The 20,162-nt window shown below is 72.4% G+C and carries 24 protein-coding genes; 8 read left to right on the forward strand and 16 right to left on the reverse strand.

Annotation, left to right across the window (positions count from 1 at the left end; genetic code table 11):
- Window positions 1–4: 4 nt before the first annotated feature.
- From ACCP09_RS31825 to fahA, 4 genes are all read left to right on the forward strand, one after another.
- Entirely contained in the window at window positions 5–529 is a 525-nt protein-coding gene (locus ACCP09_RS31825; RefSeq protein WP_027931464.1) for a MarR family winged helix-turn-helix transcriptional regulator, read from the forward strand.
- A 63-nt stretch (window positions 530–592) separates the two neighbouring features.
- A complete protein-coding gene (locus ACCP09_RS31830) occupies window positions 593–1,783 on the forward strand; it encodes a homogentisate 1,2-dioxygenase (RefSeq protein WP_027931463.1) in 1,191 nt (396 codons plus the stop codon).
- Window positions 1,753–2,604, forward strand: a complete 852-nt coding sequence (locus ACCP09_RS31835; RefSeq protein ID WP_433752414.1) for a hypothetical protein — start codon at window positions 1,753–1,755, stop codon at window positions 2,602–2,604. The genes ACCP09_RS31830 and ACCP09_RS31835 overlap by 31 nt, the downstream gene beginning before the upstream one ends.
- Window positions 2,601–3,782, forward strand: a complete 1,182-nt coding sequence (gene fahA, locus ACCP09_RS31840) for a fumarylacetoacetase (protein WP_433752416.1) — start codon at window positions 2,601–2,603, stop codon at window positions 3,780–3,782. Before ACCP09_RS31835 ends, fahA begins: the two co-directional genes overlap by 4 nt.
- 50 nt (window positions 3,783–3,832) lie before the next feature.
- On the opposite strand, the gene ACCP09_RS31845 is transcribed toward fahA, so the two are convergent.
- The 9 genes from ACCP09_RS31845 to ACCP09_RS31885 form a co-directional block, all read right to left on the reverse strand.
- Window positions 3,833–4,774 (reverse strand): ABC transporter permease, encoded by a 942-nt coding sequence (locus tag ACCP09_RS31845; protein ID WP_123683229.1) that lies wholly within the window; start codon window positions 4,772–4,774, stop codon window positions 3,833–3,835.
- Window positions 4,771–5,649, reverse strand: coding sequence for an ABC transporter ATP-binding protein (locus ACCP09_RS31850; protein WP_123683228.1), 879 nt, complete (start codon window positions 5,647–5,649; stop codon window positions 4,771–4,773). The genes ACCP09_RS31845 and ACCP09_RS31850 overlap by 4 nt, the downstream gene beginning before the upstream one ends.
- Before the next feature lie 10 nt (window positions 5,650–5,659).
- Window positions 5,660–6,043, reverse strand: a complete 384-nt coding sequence (locus ACCP09_RS31855; RefSeq protein ID WP_037322586.1) for a GntR family transcriptional regulator — start codon at window positions 6,041–6,043, stop codon at window positions 5,660–5,662.
- 72 nt (window positions 6,044–6,115) lie between these two features.
- Window positions 6,116–6,880 (reverse strand): enoyl-CoA hydratase/isomerase family protein, encoded by a 765-nt coding sequence (locus ACCP09_RS31860; RefSeq protein WP_027931457.1) that lies wholly within the window; start codon window positions 6,878–6,880, stop codon window positions 6,116–6,118.
- Window positions 6,881–6,897: 17 nt separating this feature from the next.
- Window positions 6,898–7,440 (reverse strand): histidine phosphatase family protein, encoded by a 543-nt coding sequence (locus ACCP09_RS31865; protein ID WP_051362730.1) that lies wholly within the window; start codon window positions 7,438–7,440, stop codon window positions 6,898–6,900.
- A complete protein-coding gene (locus tag ACCP09_RS31870) occupies window positions 7,440–7,838 on the reverse strand; it encodes a VOC family protein (RefSeq protein WP_123683227.1) in 399 nt (132 codons plus the stop codon). Before ACCP09_RS31870 ends, ACCP09_RS31865 begins: the two co-directional genes overlap by 1 nt.
- Entirely contained in the window at window positions 7,831–8,574 is a 744-nt protein-coding gene (locus tag ACCP09_RS31875; protein WP_400981382.1) for a phosphosulfolactate synthase, read from the reverse strand. The genes ACCP09_RS31870 and ACCP09_RS31875 overlap by 8 nt, the downstream gene beginning before the upstream one ends.
- Window positions 8,571–9,692 (reverse strand): acyltransferase, encoded by a 1,122-nt coding sequence (locus ACCP09_RS31880; protein WP_433752420.1) that lies wholly within the window; start codon window positions 9,690–9,692, stop codon window positions 8,571–8,573. Before ACCP09_RS31880 ends, ACCP09_RS31875 begins: the two co-directional genes overlap by 4 nt.
- Window positions 9,689–11,158 (reverse strand): class I adenylate-forming enzyme family protein, encoded by a 1,470-nt coding sequence (locus ACCP09_RS31885; RefSeq protein WP_433752421.1) that lies wholly within the window; start codon window positions 11,156–11,158, stop codon window positions 9,689–9,691. Before ACCP09_RS31885 ends, ACCP09_RS31880 begins: the two co-directional genes overlap by 4 nt.
- A 495-nt stretch (window positions 11,159–11,653) precedes the next feature.
- Between ACCP09_RS31885 and ACCP09_RS31890 the strand changes: the two genes are divergently transcribed.
- Window positions 11,654–12,232 carry a serine hydrolase domain-containing protein gene (locus tag ACCP09_RS31890; protein WP_433752423.1) on the forward strand — a complete coding sequence of 193 codons (579 nt, stop codon included), beginning with the start codon at window positions 11,654–11,656 and terminating at the stop codon, window positions 12,230–12,232.
- Between the two features lie 28 nt (window positions 12,233–12,260).
- Here ACCP09_RS31890 and ACCP09_RS31895 read toward each other — a convergent pair whose 3' ends face one another.
- Complete coding sequence (locus tag ACCP09_RS31895; protein WP_433752425.1) at window positions 12,261–13,427, reverse strand: MFS transporter; 1,167 nt, start codon at window positions 13,425–13,427, stop codon at window positions 12,261–12,263.
- A 58-nt stretch (window positions 13,428–13,485) separates the two neighbouring features.
- On the reverse strand, window positions 13,486–14,064 hold the full coding sequence (locus tag ACCP09_RS31900; RefSeq protein ID WP_123683222.1) for a TetR/AcrR family transcriptional regulator: 579 nt from the start codon (window positions 14,062–14,064) through the stop codon (window positions 13,486–13,488).
- Between the two features lie 175 nt (window positions 14,065–14,239).
- Here ACCP09_RS31900 and ACCP09_RS31905 point away from each other — a divergent pair, with 175 nt between their 5' ends.
- Window positions 14,240–15,121: a MerR family transcriptional regulator gene (locus ACCP09_RS31905; protein WP_378363776.1), complete on the forward strand. Its 882-nt coding sequence runs from the start codon at window positions 14,240–14,242 to the stop codon at window positions 15,119–15,121.
- A gap of 3 nt (window positions 15,122–15,124) precedes the next feature.
- Here ACCP09_RS31905 and folE read toward each other — a convergent pair whose 3' ends face one another.
- A complete protein-coding gene (folE, locus tag ACCP09_RS31910) occupies window positions 15,125–15,724 on the reverse strand; it encodes a GTP cyclohydrolase I FolE (protein ID WP_027931451.1) in 600 nt (199 codons plus the stop codon).
- A 25-nt stretch (window positions 15,725–15,749) separates the two neighbouring features.
- Window positions 15,750–16,274 (reverse strand): DUF2231 domain-containing protein, encoded by a 525-nt coding sequence (locus ACCP09_RS31915; protein ID WP_433752428.1) that lies wholly within the window; start codon window positions 16,272–16,274, stop codon window positions 15,750–15,752.
- A 106-nt stretch (window positions 16,275–16,380) separates the two neighbouring features.
- Here ACCP09_RS31915 and ACCP09_RS31920 point away from each other — a divergent pair, with 106 nt between their 5' ends.
- The gene (locus tag ACCP09_RS31920; RefSeq protein ID WP_027931449.1) at window positions 16,381–17,070 is read left to right on the forward strand and encodes a helix-turn-helix transcriptional regulator; all 690 of its coding nucleotides are present in this window, start codon (window positions 16,381–16,383) and stop codon (window positions 17,068–17,070) included.
- A gap of 84 nt (window positions 17,071–17,154) precedes the next feature.
- The gene (locus tag ACCP09_RS31925) at window positions 17,155–17,925 is read left to right on the forward strand and encodes a crotonase/enoyl-CoA hydratase family protein (RefSeq protein WP_433752430.1); all 771 of its coding nucleotides are present in this window, start codon (window positions 17,155–17,157) and stop codon (window positions 17,923–17,925) included.
- A 213-nt stretch (window positions 17,926–18,138) separates the two neighbouring features.
- Here the strand turns inward: ACCP09_RS31925 and ACCP09_RS31930 are convergent, their stop codons facing one another.
- The 3 genes from ACCP09_RS31930 to ACCP09_RS31940 form a co-directional block, all read right to left on the reverse strand.
- Window positions 18,139–18,852, reverse strand: coding sequence for a GAF and ANTAR domain-containing protein (locus tag ACCP09_RS31930; RefSeq protein WP_051362728.1), 714 nt, complete (start codon window positions 18,850–18,852; stop codon window positions 18,139–18,141).
- A gap of 53 nt (window positions 18,853–18,905) precedes the next feature.
- Window positions 18,906–19,112 carry a hypothetical protein gene (locus ACCP09_RS31935; protein ID WP_433752433.1) on the reverse strand — a complete coding sequence of 69 codons (207 nt, stop codon included), beginning with the start codon at window positions 19,110–19,112 and terminating at the stop codon, window positions 18,906–18,908.
- Between the two features lie 65 nt (window positions 19,113–19,177).
- Window positions 19,178–20,155: a CobW family GTP-binding protein gene (locus ACCP09_RS31940; protein ID WP_433752450.1), complete on the reverse strand. Its 978-nt coding sequence runs from the start codon at window positions 20,153–20,155 to the stop codon at window positions 19,178–19,180.
- Window positions 20,156–20,162: the final 7 nt, after the last annotated feature.

The raw sequence follows: 20,162 nt of genomic DNA on the forward strand, positions 1-20,162 counted from the left end.
GGTCATGGCGGATGGCGAGCTCGACTTCTGGTCCTTCGTCGAGCTCGCCAACCGCAGGCTCGCCGAGGAGTTCGGCTTCCGGCACCAGCTCGCCACCGAGGTGCTGCTGACGCTGAACCGGGCCTCCAACATCGTCACCTACGACCTGGAGGCCAGCGTCCACCGGCCGCGCGGCCAGTCCTGGTCCGGCTTCCGGCTGCTGTTCGTCACCTGGCTGGCCGGTCCGCTGGAGGCGAAGAAGGCCGCCGAGCTGACCGGCATGAGCCGCGCGGCGGTGTCCAACCTGTCCAAGACCCTGGTGGCCGACGGGCTGCTGGAGCGCACGCCCGGCGAGCACGACGGCCGCTCGGTGCTGCTGTCGCTGTCCGAGCGCGGGCGCGCCGAGATGGTCGAGGTGTTCCGCGAGCACAACGAGCGCGAGCACGAGTGGACCAGCGTGCTCACCGAGGCCGAGCAGCGGATCCTGGTGATGCTGCTGGACAAGCTGATCACGAACCGCGACCAGTTCGACGTGCGTGGCCGCAACTGACCCTTGCGCACGAGCGAAGTAGTACATACATTTACTACATCGGACCGGCAAGGAGGCGAGGTCATGGCGTACTACCGGCAGGTCGGTGCGGTTCCGCCGAAGCGGCACACGCAGCACCGCACCCCCGAGGGTGGCCTGTACTACGAGGAGCTGATGGGGGAGGAGGGCTTCTCCAGCGACTCGTCGCTGCTCTACCACCGCAACATCCCGTCGGCGATCGTCGACTCGACGGTCTGGGAGCTCCCGGACCTGACCACCGAGGCCAACCACCCGCTCCGGCCGCGGCACCTCAAGCTGCACGAGCTGTTCCCCGGCGAGGAGTGGAAGTCCAACGACGTCGTCACCGGGCGCCGGCTCGTGCTCGGCAACGGCGACGTGCGCATCTCCTACGTCGTGGCGGGCGAGGCCTCCCCGCTGTACCGCAACTCGATCGGCGACGAGTGCGTCTACATCGAGTCCGGTGAGGGCGTCGTCGAGACCGTGTTCGGCGTGCTGCCGTTCCGCCAGGGCGACTACGTGATCCTGCCGCGCGCCACCACCCACCGCTGGGTGCCGGACGGCCCGGTGCGGGCGTACGCGATCGAGGCGAACTCGCACATCACGCCGCCGAAGCGGTACCTGTCGAAGTACGGCCAGCTGCTGGAGCACGCGCCGTACTGCGAGCGCGACCTGCACGGGCCCACCGAGCCGCTGCTGGTCGAGGGCACCGACGTCGAGGTGCTGATCAAGCACCGCGGCAGCACCGGGATCGTCGGCACCCGGTTCGTGTACCCGCAGCACCCGTTCGACGTGGTCGGCTGGGACGGCTGCCTCTACCCGTACACGTTCAACGTCAGCGACTTCGAGCCGATCACCGGCCGCGTGCACCAGCCGCCGCCGGTGCACCAGGTGTTCGAGGGCGACAACTTCGTCGTCTGCAACTTCGTGCCGCGCAAGGTGGACTACCACCCGCTGTCCATCCCGGTGCCGTACTACCACTCCAATGTGGACTCCGACGAGGTCATGTTCTACTGCGGCGGCGACTACGAGGCGCGCAAGGGCTCGGGCATCGGGCAGGGCTCGATCTCGCTGCACCCGGGCGGCCACTCGCACGGCCCGCAGCCGGGCGCCTACGAGCGCAGCATCGGCGTGGAGTTCTTCGACGAGCTGGCGGTCATGGTCGACACGTTCCGCCCGCTGGAGCTGGGTGAGGGCGGCCGCGCGGCCGAGGACCCGAACTACGCGTGGACCTGGGCCGGGCGGGGGCCGAAGTGAGTGTGTTCGCCGGCTTCCTCGACGACGCGGCGGTGTTCCCGCCCGGTCTGAAGCCCCTGCCGCAGGCGGTGCCGGACCACGCCGCGCACCTCGCGTCGGGCTACGGCGAGCTGGTCGGCCCGCTGGTCCTGGCCGCGCCGGCGCTCGCGGAGCTCGGCGCGGTCGCTGCCGAGCCGCTCGATCTGTCGGTGACCGCGCCGGGCGGCCCGGCCCAGCTGCCGGACGCTCTGGGCCGGGCCGCCGACCTGCCGGTGCGGCTGGCCGGGTTCGAGGTCGCGGTGCCCGCGGAGTCGTCGGTGCCGGAGTTCTTCCGCGCGCTGGAGGTGGCCGGTGACGTGCCGGTGTTCGTCGAGGTGCCACGAGACTCCCGCCGGGCCGAGGTGATCGCGACCTGCGCGAAGACCGGGCACGCCGCGAAGTTCCGGACCGGCGGGGTGAAAGCCGAGCTGTACCCGGACGAGGCGGAGCTGGCCGCGGCCGTGCACGCCGTGGTGCGGGCGGGGGTGCCGTTCAAGGCGACCGCCGGGCTGCACCACGCGGTGCGGAACACGGACCCGTCCACCGGGTTCGAGCAGCACGGGTTCCTGAACCTGCTGCTGGCGACGGCGGCGGCCCGCTCCGGCGCGGACGAGGACGAGCTCGTCGCGTTGCTCGCGGAGCGGGACGGCGCGCGGGTGGCCGAGCTGGTGTCCGAAATGGACCCGGCGGCGCGTGAGTCGTTCCGGTCGTTCGGGACCTGCAGCATCGACGAACCGGTGGCCGAACTGGTGGACCTCGGACTGGTCCCGGCTTCGGCGCTGGAAGGAGGAGTGACGGCGTGACCACGATCGACATCCCCGAGGGGTCCCTGTTCGGGCTGGACAACCTGCCCTATGGCGTGTTCTCCACGGCGGGGACGCAGCCGCGGGTCGGCGTGCGGGTGGGCGATTCCGTGGTCGACCTGGCGGTGGCGCTGGGCGACGACGTGTTCGCGCGGCCGTCGTTGAACGCGTTCATGGCGCAGGGCTACGACCGGTGGGTAGAGGTGCGGGCGCGTATCTCGGAGCTCGTGCGGGGTGAGGTGCCCGCCGAGGCGGTCTTCCCGGTGTCCGAAGTGGAGCTGCACCTGCCCGTCGAGGTCGCGGACTACGTGGACTTCTACGCCTCCGAGCACCACGCGGCCAACCTGGGGCGGCTGTTCCGGCCGGACGCCGAGCCGCTGATGCCGAACTGGAAGCACCTGCCGGTGGGCTACCACGGGCGGGCCGGGACGATCGTGGTGTCCGGCACGGACATCGTGCGGCCGTGCGGGCAGCGCAAGGCGCCGGACGAGGACGCGCCGTCGTTCGGCGAGTCGCGGCGGCTGGACATCGAGGCGGAGCTGGGGTTCATCGTCGGCGTCCCGTCGCCGCTCGGTTCGGGTGTCCGGACGGAGGACTTCGCGCGGCACGTGTTCGGCGCGGTGCTGGTGAACGACTGGTCGGCGCGGGACATCCAGGCCTGGGAGTACGTCCCGCTGGGCCCGAACCTCGGCAAGAGCTTCGCGACGTCGATCTCGCCGTGGGTGGTGCCGCTGCTGGCGCTGGAGGCCGCGCGGGTCCCGACGCCGGAGCAGTCGCCGGAGCCGTTGCCGTACCTGCGGGAGTCGTCGCCGTGGGGGCTGGACATCGCGTTGTCGGTGTCGTGGAACGGGCAGGAGGTCAGCCGCCCGCCGTACCGGGAGATGTACTGGTCGCCGGCGCAGATGCTGGCGCACATGACGGTCAACGGGGCGTCGTCGCGCACGGGCGACCTGTACGCGTCCGGCACGATCTCCGGCCCGGAGAAGAACCAGCGCGGCGCGTTCATCGAGCTGACCTGGGGCGGCAAGGAGCCGGTCGAGGTCAACGGCGAGCCGCGAACGTTCCTCCTGGACGGCGACGAGGTGGCGATCACGGCGACCGCCCCGGGATCGGCAGGCCGCATCGGTTTCGGCGAGGTGCGGGGGCGGATCCTGCCGGCCACTGAAGCCAAGCGCTGACGCGCCGGGCTCCGGCCTGGCGCGTCAGCGCTCGGCCGGAGCCCGCACTGTCACAGCACCCGCCGCCGCACCCGCCACAAGCCGGCCGCCAGGACCAGACCGCCCAGCACCACGTGGATCCCGCTCTCGATCCCCTGGAAACGCCAGAACCGGTCGGCGGGGTGGAACGCGGCCCGCTGCGCCGCCACCCCCTGGTTCTCCAGGCAACTACGCGCGGTGTCGGCGGACGTGCAGGCGGACGGTTCGAACGCGACCTCGTGGCCGCTCGCGTCGTAGTACGCCGCCCCGAGCCGCCAGGCGTCGTACGGGACGGGGTTCGTCGCGGCGACGGAGGCCGTGGCCTGGGCGGGCTCGGCGAAGCCCGGCCTGGCCAGGTTCGCGACCCCGACCACGACCACCAGGTAGACGAGCAGTGTCGCCGCCATCGCGGCGAGCGTGTTGCGGAAGAACAGCCCCGCCGTCGCGCCGACGGCGAACGCGAGCACGGTGTAGGCGCCCAGGACAGGCCCCTGCGTCTCGAAGCCCGGTGTCATGATCGCACCGCGAGTCACGTAGTGCAGCGGTTCGAACGCCCAGGCGCTCACCAAGCCGAGCGCGAACATGCCGAGGAGGATCGGCGTACCCACCACGAGCAGCTTGCTCAGCCACCAGCGGAACCGGCTCACCGACTGCGTCAGCCCGAGGATGTGGGTCCCCTGCTCGAATTCGCGCGCGAACAGCGGAGCGCCGGTGAACATGCCGAGCAGCACGGGGAGGCCGAGAAGCACCATCGGGAAGTTGCGCGCGAAGCTCTGGAACTCGTCCTCGAACGCCGCCATCGCCGGGGCGGTGCACCGTCCACTGTCGACCACCTGGCACCCCTCGATGCCGTGGGCCGCCAGGTAACCGGTCGCCTGCACGTGCTCGACGACCAGCACCACCGCGACGGCCGCGGTCAGTCCGAGACCGAGCAGCAGCTGCAGGCGGTGCAGCCGCCAGGTCACCCAGGTCACGCGGCCACCTCCCGCGCGGGTGCCGCGGCGCTGCCCGCCCGCAGGTGCGCCATCACCAGTTCCTCCAACGTGGGTTCGTGTGATTCCCAGCCGGGAGCGGGCGCCGGCCCGCGCCCCCGCACCAGGGCCGTGACCTGCCGTGCCGTCTTGCGCCGCTCGACCACCGTGTCCGGGGCGAGGTCACCGTCCGCGGGGCCGACCAGAAGCCGGTGCCCGGCGAGCAGGTCCGCCACGTCGCCGCACAGCCGCGTCCGCCCGTCGGCGAGCAGCAGCAGGTGATCGCACACGTTTTCGAGGTCCGACAGCACGTGCGAGGAGAGCAGCACGGTCATCCCGGTGTCGGCTGCTTCGGCCATCAGCGTCCGCATGACCTCGTCCCGGGCGATCGGGTCCAGATCCGCGAGCGGCTCGTCGAGCATGAGCACGCGCGGACGCCGGCCCAGAGCCATCGCGAGCGCCACCCGCGTGCGCTGGCCCCCCGACAAGGTCCCGATGCGCGCGGCGCGCGGGACACCCGCCTCGGAGAGGAGCCGCTCCGCGTAGGCCTGGTCCCACGTGGTGTTGAGCGCCCGGCCCGCACGCAGCATGTCCGCCACCGTGAACCCGCGGTACAACGGCTTGTCCTGGGCGAGGAACGCCAGGTCCGCGGGAATCCCCCGGCTGTCCGGCACGCGACCCATCACCCGCACCTGCCCCTCGGTCGGTTCGAGCAGGCCGGTCGCCAGCGCCATCAACGTCGTCTTGCCCGCGCCGTTGGGGCCGACCAGCGCGCTGATCCGGCCGTGTGGCACGGAAAAGTCGCAGTCCCGCAGCGCCCAGCCCCGGCGATACCGCTTGCCGAGACCGGTCGCCGTCAACGCGTCGCTGCTCGCCATGCCCCCTCCTTCACGTCCAGTGGTGTTCGTCGAGTACCGACTTGACCAGCGCTTCGACGTCCTCCCGCTCCAGCCCCGCCGCGCGCGACTCCCGGATCCAGCTCTCCAGCTTCTGGCGCAGCAGGGCGCCGTCCACCGCGTCGCCGTGCCCGAGCGAACGCCGGACGAAGGTGCCGAGCCCGCGCCGCGCCTCGACGAGGCCTTCGCGTTCGAGTTCGCGGTACGCCTTGAGCACCGTGTTCGGGTTGATCGCGATGCTGCTCACCACCTCCTTGGCGGTGGGCAACCGGTCGCCCGGCTGGAGCCGGCCGAGCCGCAACGCCTGTTCGACCTGCTGCACCAACTGCAGGTACGTGGCCACGCCGCTGCGCCGGTCGATCCGGAACTCGATCACAAGAACCCTTTCACTAATCAAGTAGTGAAAGGGTAGTACACGGCGGCTCCGCCGAGCCACCGGTGTGCCCGGTCAGCGGCCGGTGAACTTCGCCTTCCCCGGACCCTCCGCCAGGAAAGACCGCACCGCGTTGCGCAGGTCTTCCGTGCGGTACAGGTCCGCCGCGAGCGACGTGATGTGCTTGTTCGCCTCGGCGACGCCGCCGTTCGCGAAGTGCGACAGCACCTTCTTCGTCGCCGCGTGGGCGCGCGTCGGGCCCTCCGCCAGCGACGCCGCGAAGGACCGGGCGGCCTCGTCGAACCCGGCGTCCGGCAGCACCCGGTTCACCACGCCCCACCGCGCCAGCTCGGCCGCCGGGTAGCGGTCGCCCGTCATCACGAACTCCGCGGCCCGCCCGACGCCCGCCCGCGCGGCCAGGCGCTGCGTGCCGCCCATCGTCGGGGTCAGGCCGACGACCTTCTCGACCAGGCCGAACGACGCCCGCTCCGCCGCGAGGATCAGGTCGCACGCCACCGCGACCTCAAAAGCCCACGTCAGGCACAACCCGTGCGCCGCGAACACCGTCGGGATCTCCAGCGCCGCGATCCGGTCCGGCAGCGCCAGCATCCGGTCGAACAGCTCCTTCGCCTGCCCGGGCGTCTCCTGCGCGGCGAACAGCGACACGTCGACCCCGCCGCTGACGATCTTGCCCTCGGCACGGATCAGCAGCGCCCGCGCATCCCCGAGGCGGTCCAGCGCGGCGTCGAAGTCCGCGTGCAGCTCGAGCGTGTACAGGTTGAGCGGCCCGGCATCGATCGTCAGCACGGCCAGTCCGGTGGGCTCGAGATCCAGGCGCACAGTCACAAGGCCGCAGACTAGACGGCCGCGCCCGGACGCACAGTGATCACCGCCGCATTCCCGACCGCCACCCGCGGCACCGCGGACCCCGACACCGGGTCCACCCCGGTCGTCGCCACGCGGATCGGGCCGCCGTGCGTCACCACGACCAGCTCCTCCCCGGCGTGCCGCGCCGCCAGCCTGCCCAGCGTCCGCCGCACCCTCAGGTGCAGGTCGGCCACGCTCTCCCCGCCACCGGGCGGCAGCCGCAGCGGGTGCGCCCACAGGCCGTCGATCACCGGCTGCACCTCGGCGAACCGCCTGCCCTCCAGCGCGCCGAGCCGCTGCTCCCGCAATCCGGCGTCGACCAGCACCGGCAACCCCAGCCGGGCCGCGATGATCTCCGCCGTCTCCCGCGCCCTGGGCAGATCGCTCGACACGAGCACCGTCCCGGTCACGTCCAGCGCGGCCGCCTGCGCCCGCCCCGCCGCGGTCAGCGAACCCGCCCGCGGCGACTGCCCCTGCACACGGCCGGCGACGTTCCACGCGCTCTGCCCGTGCCGTACCAGGTGCACGGCCATCAGTACTGCAACCGCGGGTCGTCGTAGTTCTTGAACTCCAGCACGTTGTTCGACGGATCCACCAGGAACAACGTCCGGTGCTGCTCGGCCGTCCCCTCGAACCGCAGCGACGGCCCGGACAGCACCGTCAACTTCCGGTGCTCGACGACCCGCACCAGCCGGTCGAAGTCCTCGGCCCGCGCGAAGCTCACACCGAAGTGCCGCGGGTAGGCCACCGCCTCCGCGGGCACGTTCTCCGACAGATGGCACACGAGCTGGTCGCCGAAGAAGTCGAACGTCACACGGTCGTCGTAGCGGCGGGCCAGCTTCGCGCCGAGTCCGAACACGTAGAACTCGACGGCCTCGTCGAGGTCGCGGGCCGGGATGGCGACGTGGCAGGCATCGCGAGGGTCACGCATGGACGGTTCCCTTCAGGGGCGGGGTGAGCTGGATGAGGGTGTCGGCGCGCAGCCCGCGCCGCAGGGTTTCCACGCCGAGCACGTCGGTGGTGGCGATGTTGCCGAGGTTCACCGACGGCCCGAGCGTCTGGATCAGTTCGACCTGCAGCTCCTTGGTCGGCGCCTCGAACAGCAGGCGCCGGTGGTCGACCGCGGAGATCACCGCGTGCAGCACGTCCTCGCGCACGTGCCCGTCCGGCCGGGCCAGGCCGCTGCGGCCGCTCTCGCGCGTCTCGGTGATCACGAAGTCCGCGCCGGCCGCGAGGTCCTCGGTGATCGCGCCGACCCAGTCCGCCGGCCCGAGGCACGCCGAACGGCCCGCGTCCTTGTAGCCGACCTCGGCGAGCACCGGCCGGTACCGGGTCATCCGCTCGACGTAGGACGCCTTGTCGTGCTGCGACAACGGGATCGTGCCGTTGGACACCTCGATGTGCGTGGCGCCGGCGTCGTCGACGAACGCGAGGTAGTCGTCCAGCCGGTCGCGCACCAGGTAGTGCTCGAACAGCGTGCCGCCGAAGTAGCAGCCGATCCCGGCTTCGCGCAGCACGGCGACCTTGCGGTGCAGGTCCCTGGTCACCAGTGCGGTGCCCCAGCCGAACTTGAGCAGGTCGATGTGGTCGCCGTGGCTGGTCACCAGGTCGGTGAACGCGCCGGTCGGCAGACCGGGGTCGATCACCATGGTCACACCGGTGTTCATCGGGTTCCTCCTGTGGGGACGAGGGCGGGTGCGGGCACGCGTGCGCGCATCCGGGCCCGCCCGGTGAGGGCGAGGCTGGCCGGGGTGCGCCGCGCCAGTGCGGTGACCAGGCCGGACACGGAGTAGACGAGCGGGACGACCGCCAGCACCAGCACGGGCAGCAGCACCGCGTCCGGCGGCTGCGCGGGGCCGGCGGCGGCGACCGCGAGGAGCAGGCCCTGCAGCAGCAGCGGGTGGATCAGGTACACGCCGAACGACGCGTCGGAGGTCGCGCGGACCACGCCGCGCCACGGCGTCCCGCGCTCCGTCCACACCAGACCAAACGCGAGGAACGCCCAGGCCACGGCGAAACTCTCCACCGCGACGACGGGCTGGAACACGATGCTCGCCACCAGCGGCGGTTGCCCGGCCAGGTAGACCTGTCCCGAGTAGACAGCCACGCCGAGCGCCAGCACCGCCGCGCACCCGCCGAGGACCACCCGCACGTGCGCGCGGGTCCACGCCACAAGCCGTTCCCGGTGCGTCCCGGCCAGCGCGCCGACCAGCACGTAGCCGAGGTAGCTGGGCAGCCAGGCGTCCGGCGCGTGCACCCACCCGGACAACCCGCCGAGGTTCCACTGCTGCTGCACGGCGAGCGAGAACACCAGCTGGAACGCCACCGCGAAGGCCAGCAGTGCCCAGTGGTACCGCCGGGTCACCGCGATCAGCCTCCGGACCGCCGGCCACACCAGGTAGATCTGCATCGACACGAGCAGGAAGTACAGGTGGTAGCGCGCGGTCCCGGTCAGCAGCTCGCTGAAGAACGCCACCGCCGAGTACGGCCCGCCGTCCGCGAGGAAGTAGACGACCGTCCACAGCAGATACGGCACGACGACGAACAGGTAGCGCCGTCGCCAGAACTCGCGCCACCGCGGCTTGCGCGCCGTGCTGTAGGTGAGCACGAACGCGGTCAGCAGGAAGAACACCTCGCGGCTGACGTGGAAGACGACGATCAGTCCGCCGATCGGCACCCCCGGTGCGAACGGCGCCAGCGCCAGCACGTGCAGGCCGATCACCAGCCCGACGGTCAGGACGCGCACCAGGTCGACGTAGTGCAGGTGCTCGCCGCGCCGGCTCACCGCCCGCCCGCCGCGGCGCGCAGTTCACGGCGCAGCACCTTCCCGGTCGGGCCGAGCGGCAGCGCCGCCGTCACCTCGATCACCGACGGCCGCTTGTAGCGGGCCAGCCGCTGTTCGCACCAGCCGTGCAACGCCCGCGCCAGCCCGGGTTCCGGCCGTCCCGTCACGAACGCGACCGGCACATGGCCGAGGCGCTCGTCCGGCGCGCCGACGACCGCGACCGCGGTGACCGCCGGGTGCGCGAGCAGGACGTCCTCGATCTCGTGCGGGTAGATCTTCTCGCCGCCGCGGTTGATGACGTCGTCCACGCGCCCGGCGAGCGTGAGGTACCCGTCGTGGTCGAGGACGCCGACGTCACCGGTCGGCAGCCAGCCGTCCGGCGTCCGGGCCGGGCGGATCCGTTCGCCGAGACCGTCCAGTTCCAGGTACCGGCTCACCACCTGACGGCCGCGCAGCCGCACCTCGCCGCGTTCGCCGGGCGGCAGCACCTCGCCGTTCGGCCCGGCGACGACGAGACCCACCCCGACGGGCAGACCGACCGAACCGGCGCGGCGCAGCCAGGGGTCGAGCGGGTTCGCGGTGATCTGCCCGGCGGCCTCGGACATCCCGTAGGTCTCCAGCACACCGACGCCGGTTCGCTCGGTGAAGCGCCGCGCGATCTCTGGTGACAGCGGCGCCGACGCCGAGCGCGCGAACCTGATGCGGCGGGCGACGTGGTCCGGCGGCGCGGGCTGCCGGGCGAGCGAGGCGAGGATCGCGGGGACAGTGTTGAGCCAGGTCGGCGACCAGCGTTCGACGAGGTCCCAGTAATCGCCGGCGCTGAACCTCCGGTCGAGGACCAGCGAGCCGCCGCTGATCACCGTCGCCAGCAGGCCCATCACCTGCGCGTTCACGTGGAAGAGGGGGAGCGGCGTGTACCCGCGCTCGCCGGGGCCGAACCGGTGGTGTCGCGCGACGCGGCGGGCGGTGCGCACGAGCTGCCATTCGCTCAGCGGGATCCCCTTGGGCGCTCCGGTGGTGCCGGAACTGGTCAGCAGCACCGCGGGCCGCAGCGCGGCGCCGTCGGCACGGATGCGAGCGGTCCGGACGGGGCGCGGCCCGTCGCGGTCGAGTGCCCAGGTCGGGCGGCCGGGCACGAGGTCCGGCCGGTCGGTCGCGACGACGGCGGCGCGCACCCGGTCGAGCGCGGTGCCCAGTTCGGCCGTGGTGAGGCGGGGGTCGACCGGCGCCGCGGTCAGGCCCGCGGCGAGGCAGCCGAGGTAGGCGGCGGTGAACGCCAGCGGATGGGCCGCCACCAGACCGATCCGGGTGCGGGGCGGCAGGTCCCTGGCGAGTTCGCGCCAGCGCCGCGCGGCAGCCGCGACCGAACGCCAGGTCAGCTCGCGCCCGTCCGCGCCGTCGAGGAAGGCTACCTCGTCCGGCCGGTCCTGGGCGCGGACCTCCAGCATCCGGGAAACGACGGCCATCTGCACTCCTCCGGTTCGGCGAACGACCCGGCCGAGTGTCGTCCCCCTTTCTGGGCGGCCGGTGAGAACCGCCTGAGAAAACGCTGTGCGCACCCCCGTGCTCCCGGTGACGGTCCGGTATGGACTGCACGATTTCGCTGTGCGGCAGGGAACTTCGAGGGCAGCATAGGCGGAATACTCTCATTCCGGACTGCCGTTTCTGGCCGTGTTGCACGGTCGCGGAATGAATGTCCGAAAAATAGCGAGCCGGACCGGTTTTCTGCGGTTCGCGGAAAATGAGCACGCCGATATCGTGTATCCGCCTAGGACGTGCGCGAACCACGCCGCGGCGGGGTTGTCCGCGCTCGTCGCCGCGGGGACCGCGGACCGGATCCTCCAGCACGGCGCCCAGGTGGTGCAGCACGCCACTGCGACCTGGCGGGCCCTGAACTCCTGGCCGCCGCACTCCTCCGCCCGGCGGACCGGCCCGGCGGTGGTGACGAACACGGAGGAGATGTGTCATGCCTGCTTCCACCTCAGGCGTGCAGCGTCTACGTCGACGGCCGCCTCGTGGTCAACCTCTGGGACGGCCTCGCCGATCGCGAGGCGAACCGGCCGTGGCGCGCGAACACCATCGCGCAGGTCGCCTCGACGACGAAGGGCGCCACCGCGGTTTGCGCGCACCTGCTGCTGCAGCGCGGTCTGCTGGACCTGGACGCGCCGGTCGTCCGGTACTGGCCGGAGTTCGGCGCGCGCGGCAAGGACACGATCCCCGTGCGATGGCTGCTGTCCCACCAGGCCGGCCTGCCGGTCCTGGACGGGCCGCTGACCTTCGCGGACGCGTGCGCCTGGCACCCGGTCATCCGGGCGCTGGAAGCGCAGCCACGCGGACACGGTCACCGCGTGGGTGACCGCCCGAGCTCGGCGGCGCCTTCGACAACACGACCAGCTACTTCACCACGCGCGCCTGGCGTGCGGCGGAGTTCCCGGCCGCGAACATGGTCGCCGACGCGCACTCGATCGCCCGGATGTACGCCGCCACCGTCAGCCGCGTTGACGGTGTGCGGCTCCTCCAGCCGTCGACCGTCGGGGTGACGGTCCTGCCGCCCGGGTGTGCCGCCGGTCAGGCGCACGGCTGCACGACCGGCGCGGGCGCCCGGCGGTGCAGCAGTTCGGGCAGCACGGTCAGCAGGCCGAGCGCCGCGAGACCGGCGCCGAGCCACAGCGGTGCGCGCAGTCCGGACGTCTCGATCACCAGCCCGCCGAGCGACGACCCGAGGATGACGCCGAGCGTGATGAACGACGAGTGCACGGTGTTGACCAGTGGCCGGGCGTTGCCGGCGCGCTGCACGCGGGTCACCATCGCCGGGTTCATCGTGACGCCGACCAGCCCGATGCCGAGCATCGCCACCAGCGCGGGCGCGGGCAGGTCGGCGAGCACGGCGAACGCGGCGAGGAAGACCAGGTTCAGTGCGAGGCCGGCCACCAGGACGGGCACGGTGTGCCGGTCGGCGAGGCGCCCGACGACGACGTTGCCGACAACGGTGGCCGCGCCGTAGGCGACGAGCAGCAGCGGCACGGTGCCGCCGTCGAACCCGGTGACCTCGGTGAGGATCGGCGTGAAGTAGCTGAACGCAGAGAACGTGGCGCCGATGATGAGCGTGCTGGTGGACAGTGCCAGCCACAGCCGCGGGGCGCGGAACACGCCCAGTTCCTCACGGAAGGTGCCGCCGTCGGCCGATGCGGCGAGCGCGGGCACGCCGGCGAGCGTGGCCAGCGCCGCGACCACGGCCAGCACCCCGATCGCCCAGAACGCCGCGCGCCAGCCGAGGTTCTCGCCGACGACCGTGGCGAGCGGCAGGCCGAGCAGGGTGCCGAGCATCAGGCCGTTCATCACCACGGCGATCGCGCGGCCGCGGACCTCCGGGCGGGTGAGCTGCGCGGTCAGCGAGATGCCGATGCCGAAGAACGCCTGCGCGGCGACGCCGGTCACGACGCGGGCGACCAGCATCGTGCCGTAGCCGGTCGCGGTCGCGGCCAGCACGTTGCCCGCCAGGAAGACCGCGAACAGCAGCATCAGCGCGGTCTTCGGCGCGAGCCGCATCAGGGCGACGGTGAGGACCGGACCGCCTGCCGCCATCGCGACCGCGAACGCGGTGATCAGGTAGCCGATCTGCGGCACCGTGACGCCGAGCCCGTCCGCCAGCTGGGGCATCAGCCCGGCGACGACGAACTCGCTCGTGACCATCGCGAACACGCCGAGGCTCAGCACGTAGATCGCGCGCGGCATGCGCACTCCCTTCATAGACAACCGTACGTTCCAGAATCAGGTCAAGCCGCGAGGGCTTTCAGGCGAGCAGCGACAAGGCCTGGTCGACGGCCTCGTCCAGGCGGCGGGCGTCGTCGGTCTTGCCGACCACGCGGATGCCCTGGATGAACGTGACGAGGAACCGGGCCAGCGCCCGCGGGTCCTTGTCCGGCGGGAGGTCGCCCTCCTGCTGGGCGCGGGAGAGAGTGCCTGCCAGCGCGGCCTCCAGCTCGCCGAAGGCGATGTCCACCCGTCGGGCCGCCTTCGCGTCCCGGGGCAGCAGCTCGGTCGCGGTGTTGGTGACCAGGCAGCCCTTGCTTTCCGCGTCCTCGTGGCATTCGGTGACGTAGGAGCGGATGAAGTCGCGGACCGCGTCGAGCGCGGGGCCGGGCCGGTTCAGCGCGGTCATCGTCTCGATGCCGCGCAGTTCGCAATAGCGGTCCAGGGCGCGCAGGTAGAGGTCGTGCTTGCTGCCGTAGGTGGCGTACAGGCTGGCGCGGTTGACGCCGACGTGGTCGACCAGGTCCTGCATCGAGGTGGCTTCGTAGCCCTGCCGCCAGAACAGCTCCAGTGCTGCGTGCAACGCGACGTCGGGATCGAACTCCTTGGTCCTCGCCATGATCGGCAGCGTAGCGCATTGCCAACCGATCGTTCCAGTAACCCTGGTCTGTGAGCGCCCCTGCTGCCCGATTATCGAGTTGATCGTCAACCAAGAGAGGCGCGAATGTTGCACAATCGAATGATGCATCCGCCCGGTGGGGCGGTGACCGGAAGTCATCGGGAGGCGTGAACTGATGAGCCGCACGGGGCAGGCCGCGCGTGAAGCGGTACCGCCCGAAGCGGTGCTGACCCCTGCCGCGGTGGCGAGCAGGCTCGGTGTCGCGGTCGCGACACTGCGCAGCTGGGACCGCAGGCACGGGCTGGGGCCGAGTTCCCGCGAACCGGGTCGGCACCGCCGGTACACGGTCGGCGACCTGCGCCGCCTGGAGCGTGTGGTGCACCTGGTGCGCCAGGGCGTGCCGGTGGCGAGCGCGGCCGCGAGCGTGAGCGCGGGTGCGGCACCGCCGATCGCCCCGCCCGGTCAGGTGCCCGACCGGGTGGCGAGCCGCCGGCGGCGGTCACTGCGCGGAGCCGCCGAGAAGCTCGACCCGGACGCGTTCCGCCGCATAGTGGTCGGCTTCCTCGACCGGCACGGCACCGTCGACACCTGGCAGAAGCTGCTCGTCCCGTTCCTGCAGGAGCTGGGCGAGCGGTGCGCCGAGCCGGGCGGGCCCGTCGAGGTCGAGCACCTCGCCACCGACGGGATCATCGCGGCACTGCACGCGGTCCCGCCGGGCGGCACCGGTTCGGCGTCCGTGCTGCTGGCGTGCGCGCCGGACGAACAGCACTCGCTGCCGCTGGAGGTCCTGCGGCACGCGCTCGCCGAACGCGGTCGCGGCGCGATCTCGCTCGGCGCGCGGGTGCCCCCGCGGTCCCTGCTCACGACCGTGACGGTGCGCAAGCCGGCGGCGACGGTCGTGTGGGCGCACACGCCCGAGCTGGCCCGCCAGGTCCCGGCGGACGAGCTGACCGGCACCCGGCTCTTCGTGGCCGGCCCCGGCTGGGACGGCCTCGCCCTCCCCGACGGGACGCGGCACCTGCGCAACCTGGCCGAGGCGGTCGAGGCCCTGGCCTGAGCGTCAGGGGTTGACGCCGGTCAGCGCGAAGAACTCCTGCCGGGACCGGGCGTCCTCGCGCAGCGTGCCGAGCAGTGTCGAGGTGACGGTGCTCGAACCCACGGCCTGCACGCCGCGCAGCGTCATGCAGGTGTGCTCGGCCTCGATCACCACCCCGACGCCCTTCGGGTGCACGTGCTCGGCGAGCCAGTCCGCCACCTGCTTGGTGAGCCGTTCCTGCACCTGCGGGCGCCGCGCGAAGTGCTCGACGATCCGGGCCAGCTTGGACAGGCCCAGGATGCGCTCGCCGGGCAGGTACCCGACGTGCGCGACGCCGACGAACGGCAGCAGGTGGTGCTCGCACACCGACCGCACCGGGATCCCCCGCGCCAGCACCAGCTCGTCGTACCCCTCGTCGTTGGGGAACGTGGTCAGGTCGAACGGCCGCGGCGAGAACAGCTCGGCGTAGGCGCGGGCCATCCGGCCGGGCGTTCCGCGGAGGCTCTCCGACTCCAGCGACACGCCCAGGGCTTCGAGGAACTGGGCGGCGTGGAGCTCGGCGGCGGCGAGGTCGACTCCCTCGGCGGGCTCGTGGACGACTCGCAGGGCGGTTTCGGACTGCACGGACGTGCCTTTCGGTCGGGTTGGGTCAGTGGGCGGGGCGGGTGCGGTGGGCGGGCCGCGGGCGGTACCCCTCGGCCTGCACCTCCTCGGCGGCGACGCGGACGCCGAAGCGGTAGGCGAGCTTGCCGCCGAGGTAGCCGGACACCGCCAAGGCCGCCAGCGCGGCCGCGGACAGCACCAGCGGGCCGATGCCGACCCGCCCGTCGAGCTCGCCCTGCCGCCAGAAGAAACCGGCGGCGAACGCGCCGGTGACGGTGAGGTTGAGCCCCATGTGCGTGAGCCCGGTCCGGAAGGCCCGGGTGCCGCGCGGCACCGCCAGCAGGTCGAGCGCGCCGGTGGCCGCGGCCAGCAGTGCGCCGACGATCCCGATGGCGATGAGCCAGACCGATCCCCGTGTCAGGAACCCCGGCCCGGCGACGATCCGGGACCCGATGTCGAACACCAGGCTGCTCACCCACGCCCCGATCGGCACCGTCACCAGGATCGGGTGGAACGGGTGACCGTAGGGCCCGGCGAGCGCGGCGCTCGCCGGCCGTTTCGCGTCTGCCATGACGACCTCCGGCTACTCGGTTTTCGCCAATGAAGTTTGGTCTTATTGCTCGTGAACGTCAAGAGCAGGCAATTGCACAGGTGAGATTGGGTGATATCGTGACACGATGAGCGAGGGGCCGATCCGGGCGCTGGCCGCGCTCGACGACGAGCTGCGGCGCAGCATGTACGCCTTCATCCGCCAGGCGCGGCGCCCGGTCACGCGGGACGAGGCCGCCGCCTCCGCCGGCATCTCGCGCAAGCTCGCCGCGTTCCACCTCGACAAGCTCGTGGCGGCCGGGTTGCTGCGGGCGCGCTACGAGTTCGTCGGCGAACGCCGGGGCGCGGGCCGCACTCCCAAGGTCTACGAGCCCTCCGGCGAAGAGGTGCGGGTCAGCATCCCACCCCGCCACCACGACCTGCTCGCCGACATCCTCCTCGGCGCGGTCCTGGACGAAGGCGAACGCGAGACCGCCCGCGACGCCGCGCTGCGCGTCGCCCGTGAGCGGGGCCGGGCGGTCGGGACCGCCGAGCGCGAGCGGACACGGCCGGGGCGCCTCGGCGCCGAGCGGGCGCTGACCGTCGCCACGGAGGTCGTGGAACGGCACGGCTTCGAACCCAGCCGCGAGTCCCCGGTGTGCGTGCGGCTGCGCAACTGCCCGTTCCACCCGCTGGCCGCGCGCGAACCGGCCGTGGTGTGCGGGATCAACCAGTCCTTCCTCGGTGGACTGCTGGACGGCCTCGACGCGGCGAGCGTGGAGGCGGCCCTGGAACCGCGCGCGGGGGAGTGCTGCGTGGAACTGCGCGCCAGGTCCTGAGCAGCCGATAGCGGCGCCCGGCCGGTCGGCTCGCGTGACACTCGGCTGAGTGACACGCACGGGGGGTTGTGACAACGTGGCGGCATGGTCGAACCTGCCGTCCGGGTCGAGCGCAGCGGCCCCGTCCACACCGTGATCCTGTCCCGCCCGCAGGCGCGCAACGCCGTCGACGGCCCGACCGCGCAGGCGCTGCTGGAGGCCTTCGAGGCGTTCGACGCCGACGACTCCGCCGCGGTCGCCGTGCTGTGGGGCGAGGGCGGCACGTTCTGCGCGGGTGCCGACCTCAAGGCGATCGGCACCGAGCGCGGCAACCGGCTGGGCGAGGACGGCCCCGGCCCGATGGGGCCGACGCGGCTGCGGCTGGGCAAGCCGGTGATCGCGGCGATCGCCGGGCACGCCGTCGCGGGCGGGCTGGAACTCGCGCTGTGGTGCGATTTGCGGGTCGCCGCCGAGGACGCGGTGTTCGGGGTGTTCTGCCGGCGCTGGGGGGTGCCGCTGATCGACGGCGGGACCGTGCGGCTGCCCCGGCTGATCGGGGTGAGCCAGGCGATGGACCTGGTGCTGACCGGTCGCCCGGTGCCGGCCGAGGAGGCGCTGCGGATGGGCCTGGCGAACCGGGTCGTGCCTGCGGGCACCGAGCGCGCCGCGGCGGAGGAGCTCGCCGCGGCGATCGCCGGGTTCCCGCAGACGTGCCTGCGGGAGGACCGGCTGTCGCTGCTGGAGCAGGACGGGATGGACGAGCAGGCCGCGATGGCGAACGAATGGCGGCACGGCATGGTCTCGCTGGCCGCCGACGCGGTGCGCGGCGCACAACGCTTCGCAGCCGGCGCGGGGCGGGGCGGTTCGTTCGAGTAGCGCAGCCGCGCGGAGCACCACCCAAGGGTGGCGGGCGCTCCGCGACGTGGCGGGCCGTCAACTGGCGCAGTCGACCGGCACCGTCGCGGTTCGGGTCGGCCCAGGCACGTGGAGCACCACCAGCGGACAGCGGGTGCGCTCGTGCCTCTTTCCCCGTCGGGGCGATGGGCCGGGCGCGGACGCGGAGCACCACCAGCGCGCCGGCCTGATCGGCTAGCCGTTCTCGTTGATCGCGTTGTTCGTGCCTGTCACGAGCCAGCGCGCGACCTCGTGCAGCTTGCGGTTCGTGTTCTGCGAGGCGCGGACCAGCAGGTCGAACGCCTGGTCGTCGGTCACCTGGTGGCGTTCCATCAGGATGCCCTTGGCCATCGAGATGACGTCGCGCGACTCCAGCGCGTTGCGCAGCTGCGCCTGTGCGCGCGACCCGGCCAGCGCGACGGCCGCGTGCGCGGCGAACAGGCCGGCCACATGCTCGGCGGAGTCGTCGAACGCGCTCGGTTGGGTCGAGTACAGGTTGAGCGCGCCGAGCAGCGTCTTGCCGGTGAACAGGCGCACCGCGAGCATCGAGTTGATGCCGAGCTCGGCGGCGGCGTAGCCGAACTTCGGCCAGCGCTCGTCCGCGGCGATGTCGGAGGTGCGGTAGACGATGTCGGTGAACACCGCGTCCACGCAGGGGCCCTCGCCCAGCTTGTGCTGCAGCTGGTCGAGCTGCGAGACCCGCTCGCTGGACGGGGCGACGGACTTCAGGCTGCCCGACTCCAGCAGGGAGATGCCGGCGTCCTCGGTGCCCGGGACCGTCGCCGCGACGGCCTGCACGATGTTCGCGACCGTCTGCTCGACGTCCGGCTCCGGTTCGAGCGTGCGCACGACTGCGCTGAGCGCGTCCGCGAGCTCGAGGTCGGCCGGCTTGATGAGTTCGTCCGTCACCTGGACAGTCTCATGCATGGCCCCCCGGCGGCGACAGGGGCAGCCCCCTCCTATCAGATTCCGGGGTCCCTCGGTGGGTTGACGCGGTCCCGACGGAAGGCCGCCGCGACGCAGGCCGCGGAGGCGAGCACGAGCACCCCGGCCAGCGCCCACGCCCAGGCCGCGCCCATGGTGACGGCCAGGTAGACCTCGGCCGCGGCGGTGCCCGCGAAGGCGAGCGCCACGAGCAGCCAGAACCACCGGATGGCGGATGCGCGCATGGGAACCACTCCTTGCCGGGTTGCTTCGCCTATCGCGCCCCGGCGGTGCGGGGTTACCTGCGTTGCTATTCGCAGTACTTGAGCAGCGGCAGGATCGCCCGTTCCGGCAGCTCCGCCGGTTCCGCGCACGCCGCCAGCCGCGACAGCAGGTCGTCCTCGTCGAGGCCGGTCCCGATCAGCACCAGGCGCGTGGCCGGGGCCTCCGCGCCCCACGGCGACCGGTGGAACCGCAGGTACGGGCCGACGGTCTGCAGCAGGAACCGGTCGTCGTAGCCGGGCACAGCGAAGCGCACCGGCCCCTTCATCCGGTACAGCCCGGCAGGCCGCTCGGTCAGGAACGCCAGCAGCCGCCGGGGGTGGAGCGGTGTGTCGCACGAGAACTCGACGCTGCGGTAGGCGTCGTGCAGGTGTTCGTGGACCGCGCCGTCGGAGTGCCGCAGGTCGTCGAACGACAACTGCCGCGCCACCGGCTTACGCTCCCGCGCGTCGAACAGCAGCCCGGGGTCGATCGCGCCGAACGCCGACCGCACCACCGGCCGCCCGTCGCTCACCTTGCGCACCAGCTCGACCAGGCCGGGATCGTCGCGCCGGTCGGTCTTGTTCAGCACCACCAGGTCGGCGAAGCGCAGGTGCTCGTCCAGCTCGGGGTGGCGCACCCGGTTGGCCTCGAACTCGACCCCGTCCACCACCTCGACGAGCCCGCCGTAGGCGACGCGCGGGTTCTCGCTGGACAGCAGCATCCGGACCAGGTCGCGCGGCTCGGCGAGGCCACTGGCTTCGATGACGATCGCGTCGATGCCCAGCTCCGGCTCGGCGAGCCGCTCCAGCATCCGGTCCAGGCCCGCCGTGTCGACCGCGCAGCACAGGCAGCCGTTGCCCATCGGCAGCATGGCGTCGACCTGCCCGGCGACGGCCAGCGCGTCCACGTTGACGCGGCCGAAGTCGTTGACGATCACGCCGATGCGGTGGTCGCGGGCGTGCGTCAGGAGGTGGTTGACCAGTGTCGTCTTGCCCGAGCCCAGGTAACCGGCGACCAGGACCACGGGAATC

The organism is Amycolatopsis sp. 3B14 (assembly GCF_050958625.1).
In the GTDB taxonomy this organism is placed as follows: domain Bacteria; phylum Actinomycetota; class Actinomycetes; order Mycobacteriales; family Pseudonocardiaceae; genus Amycolatopsis_E; species Amycolatopsis_E thermoflava.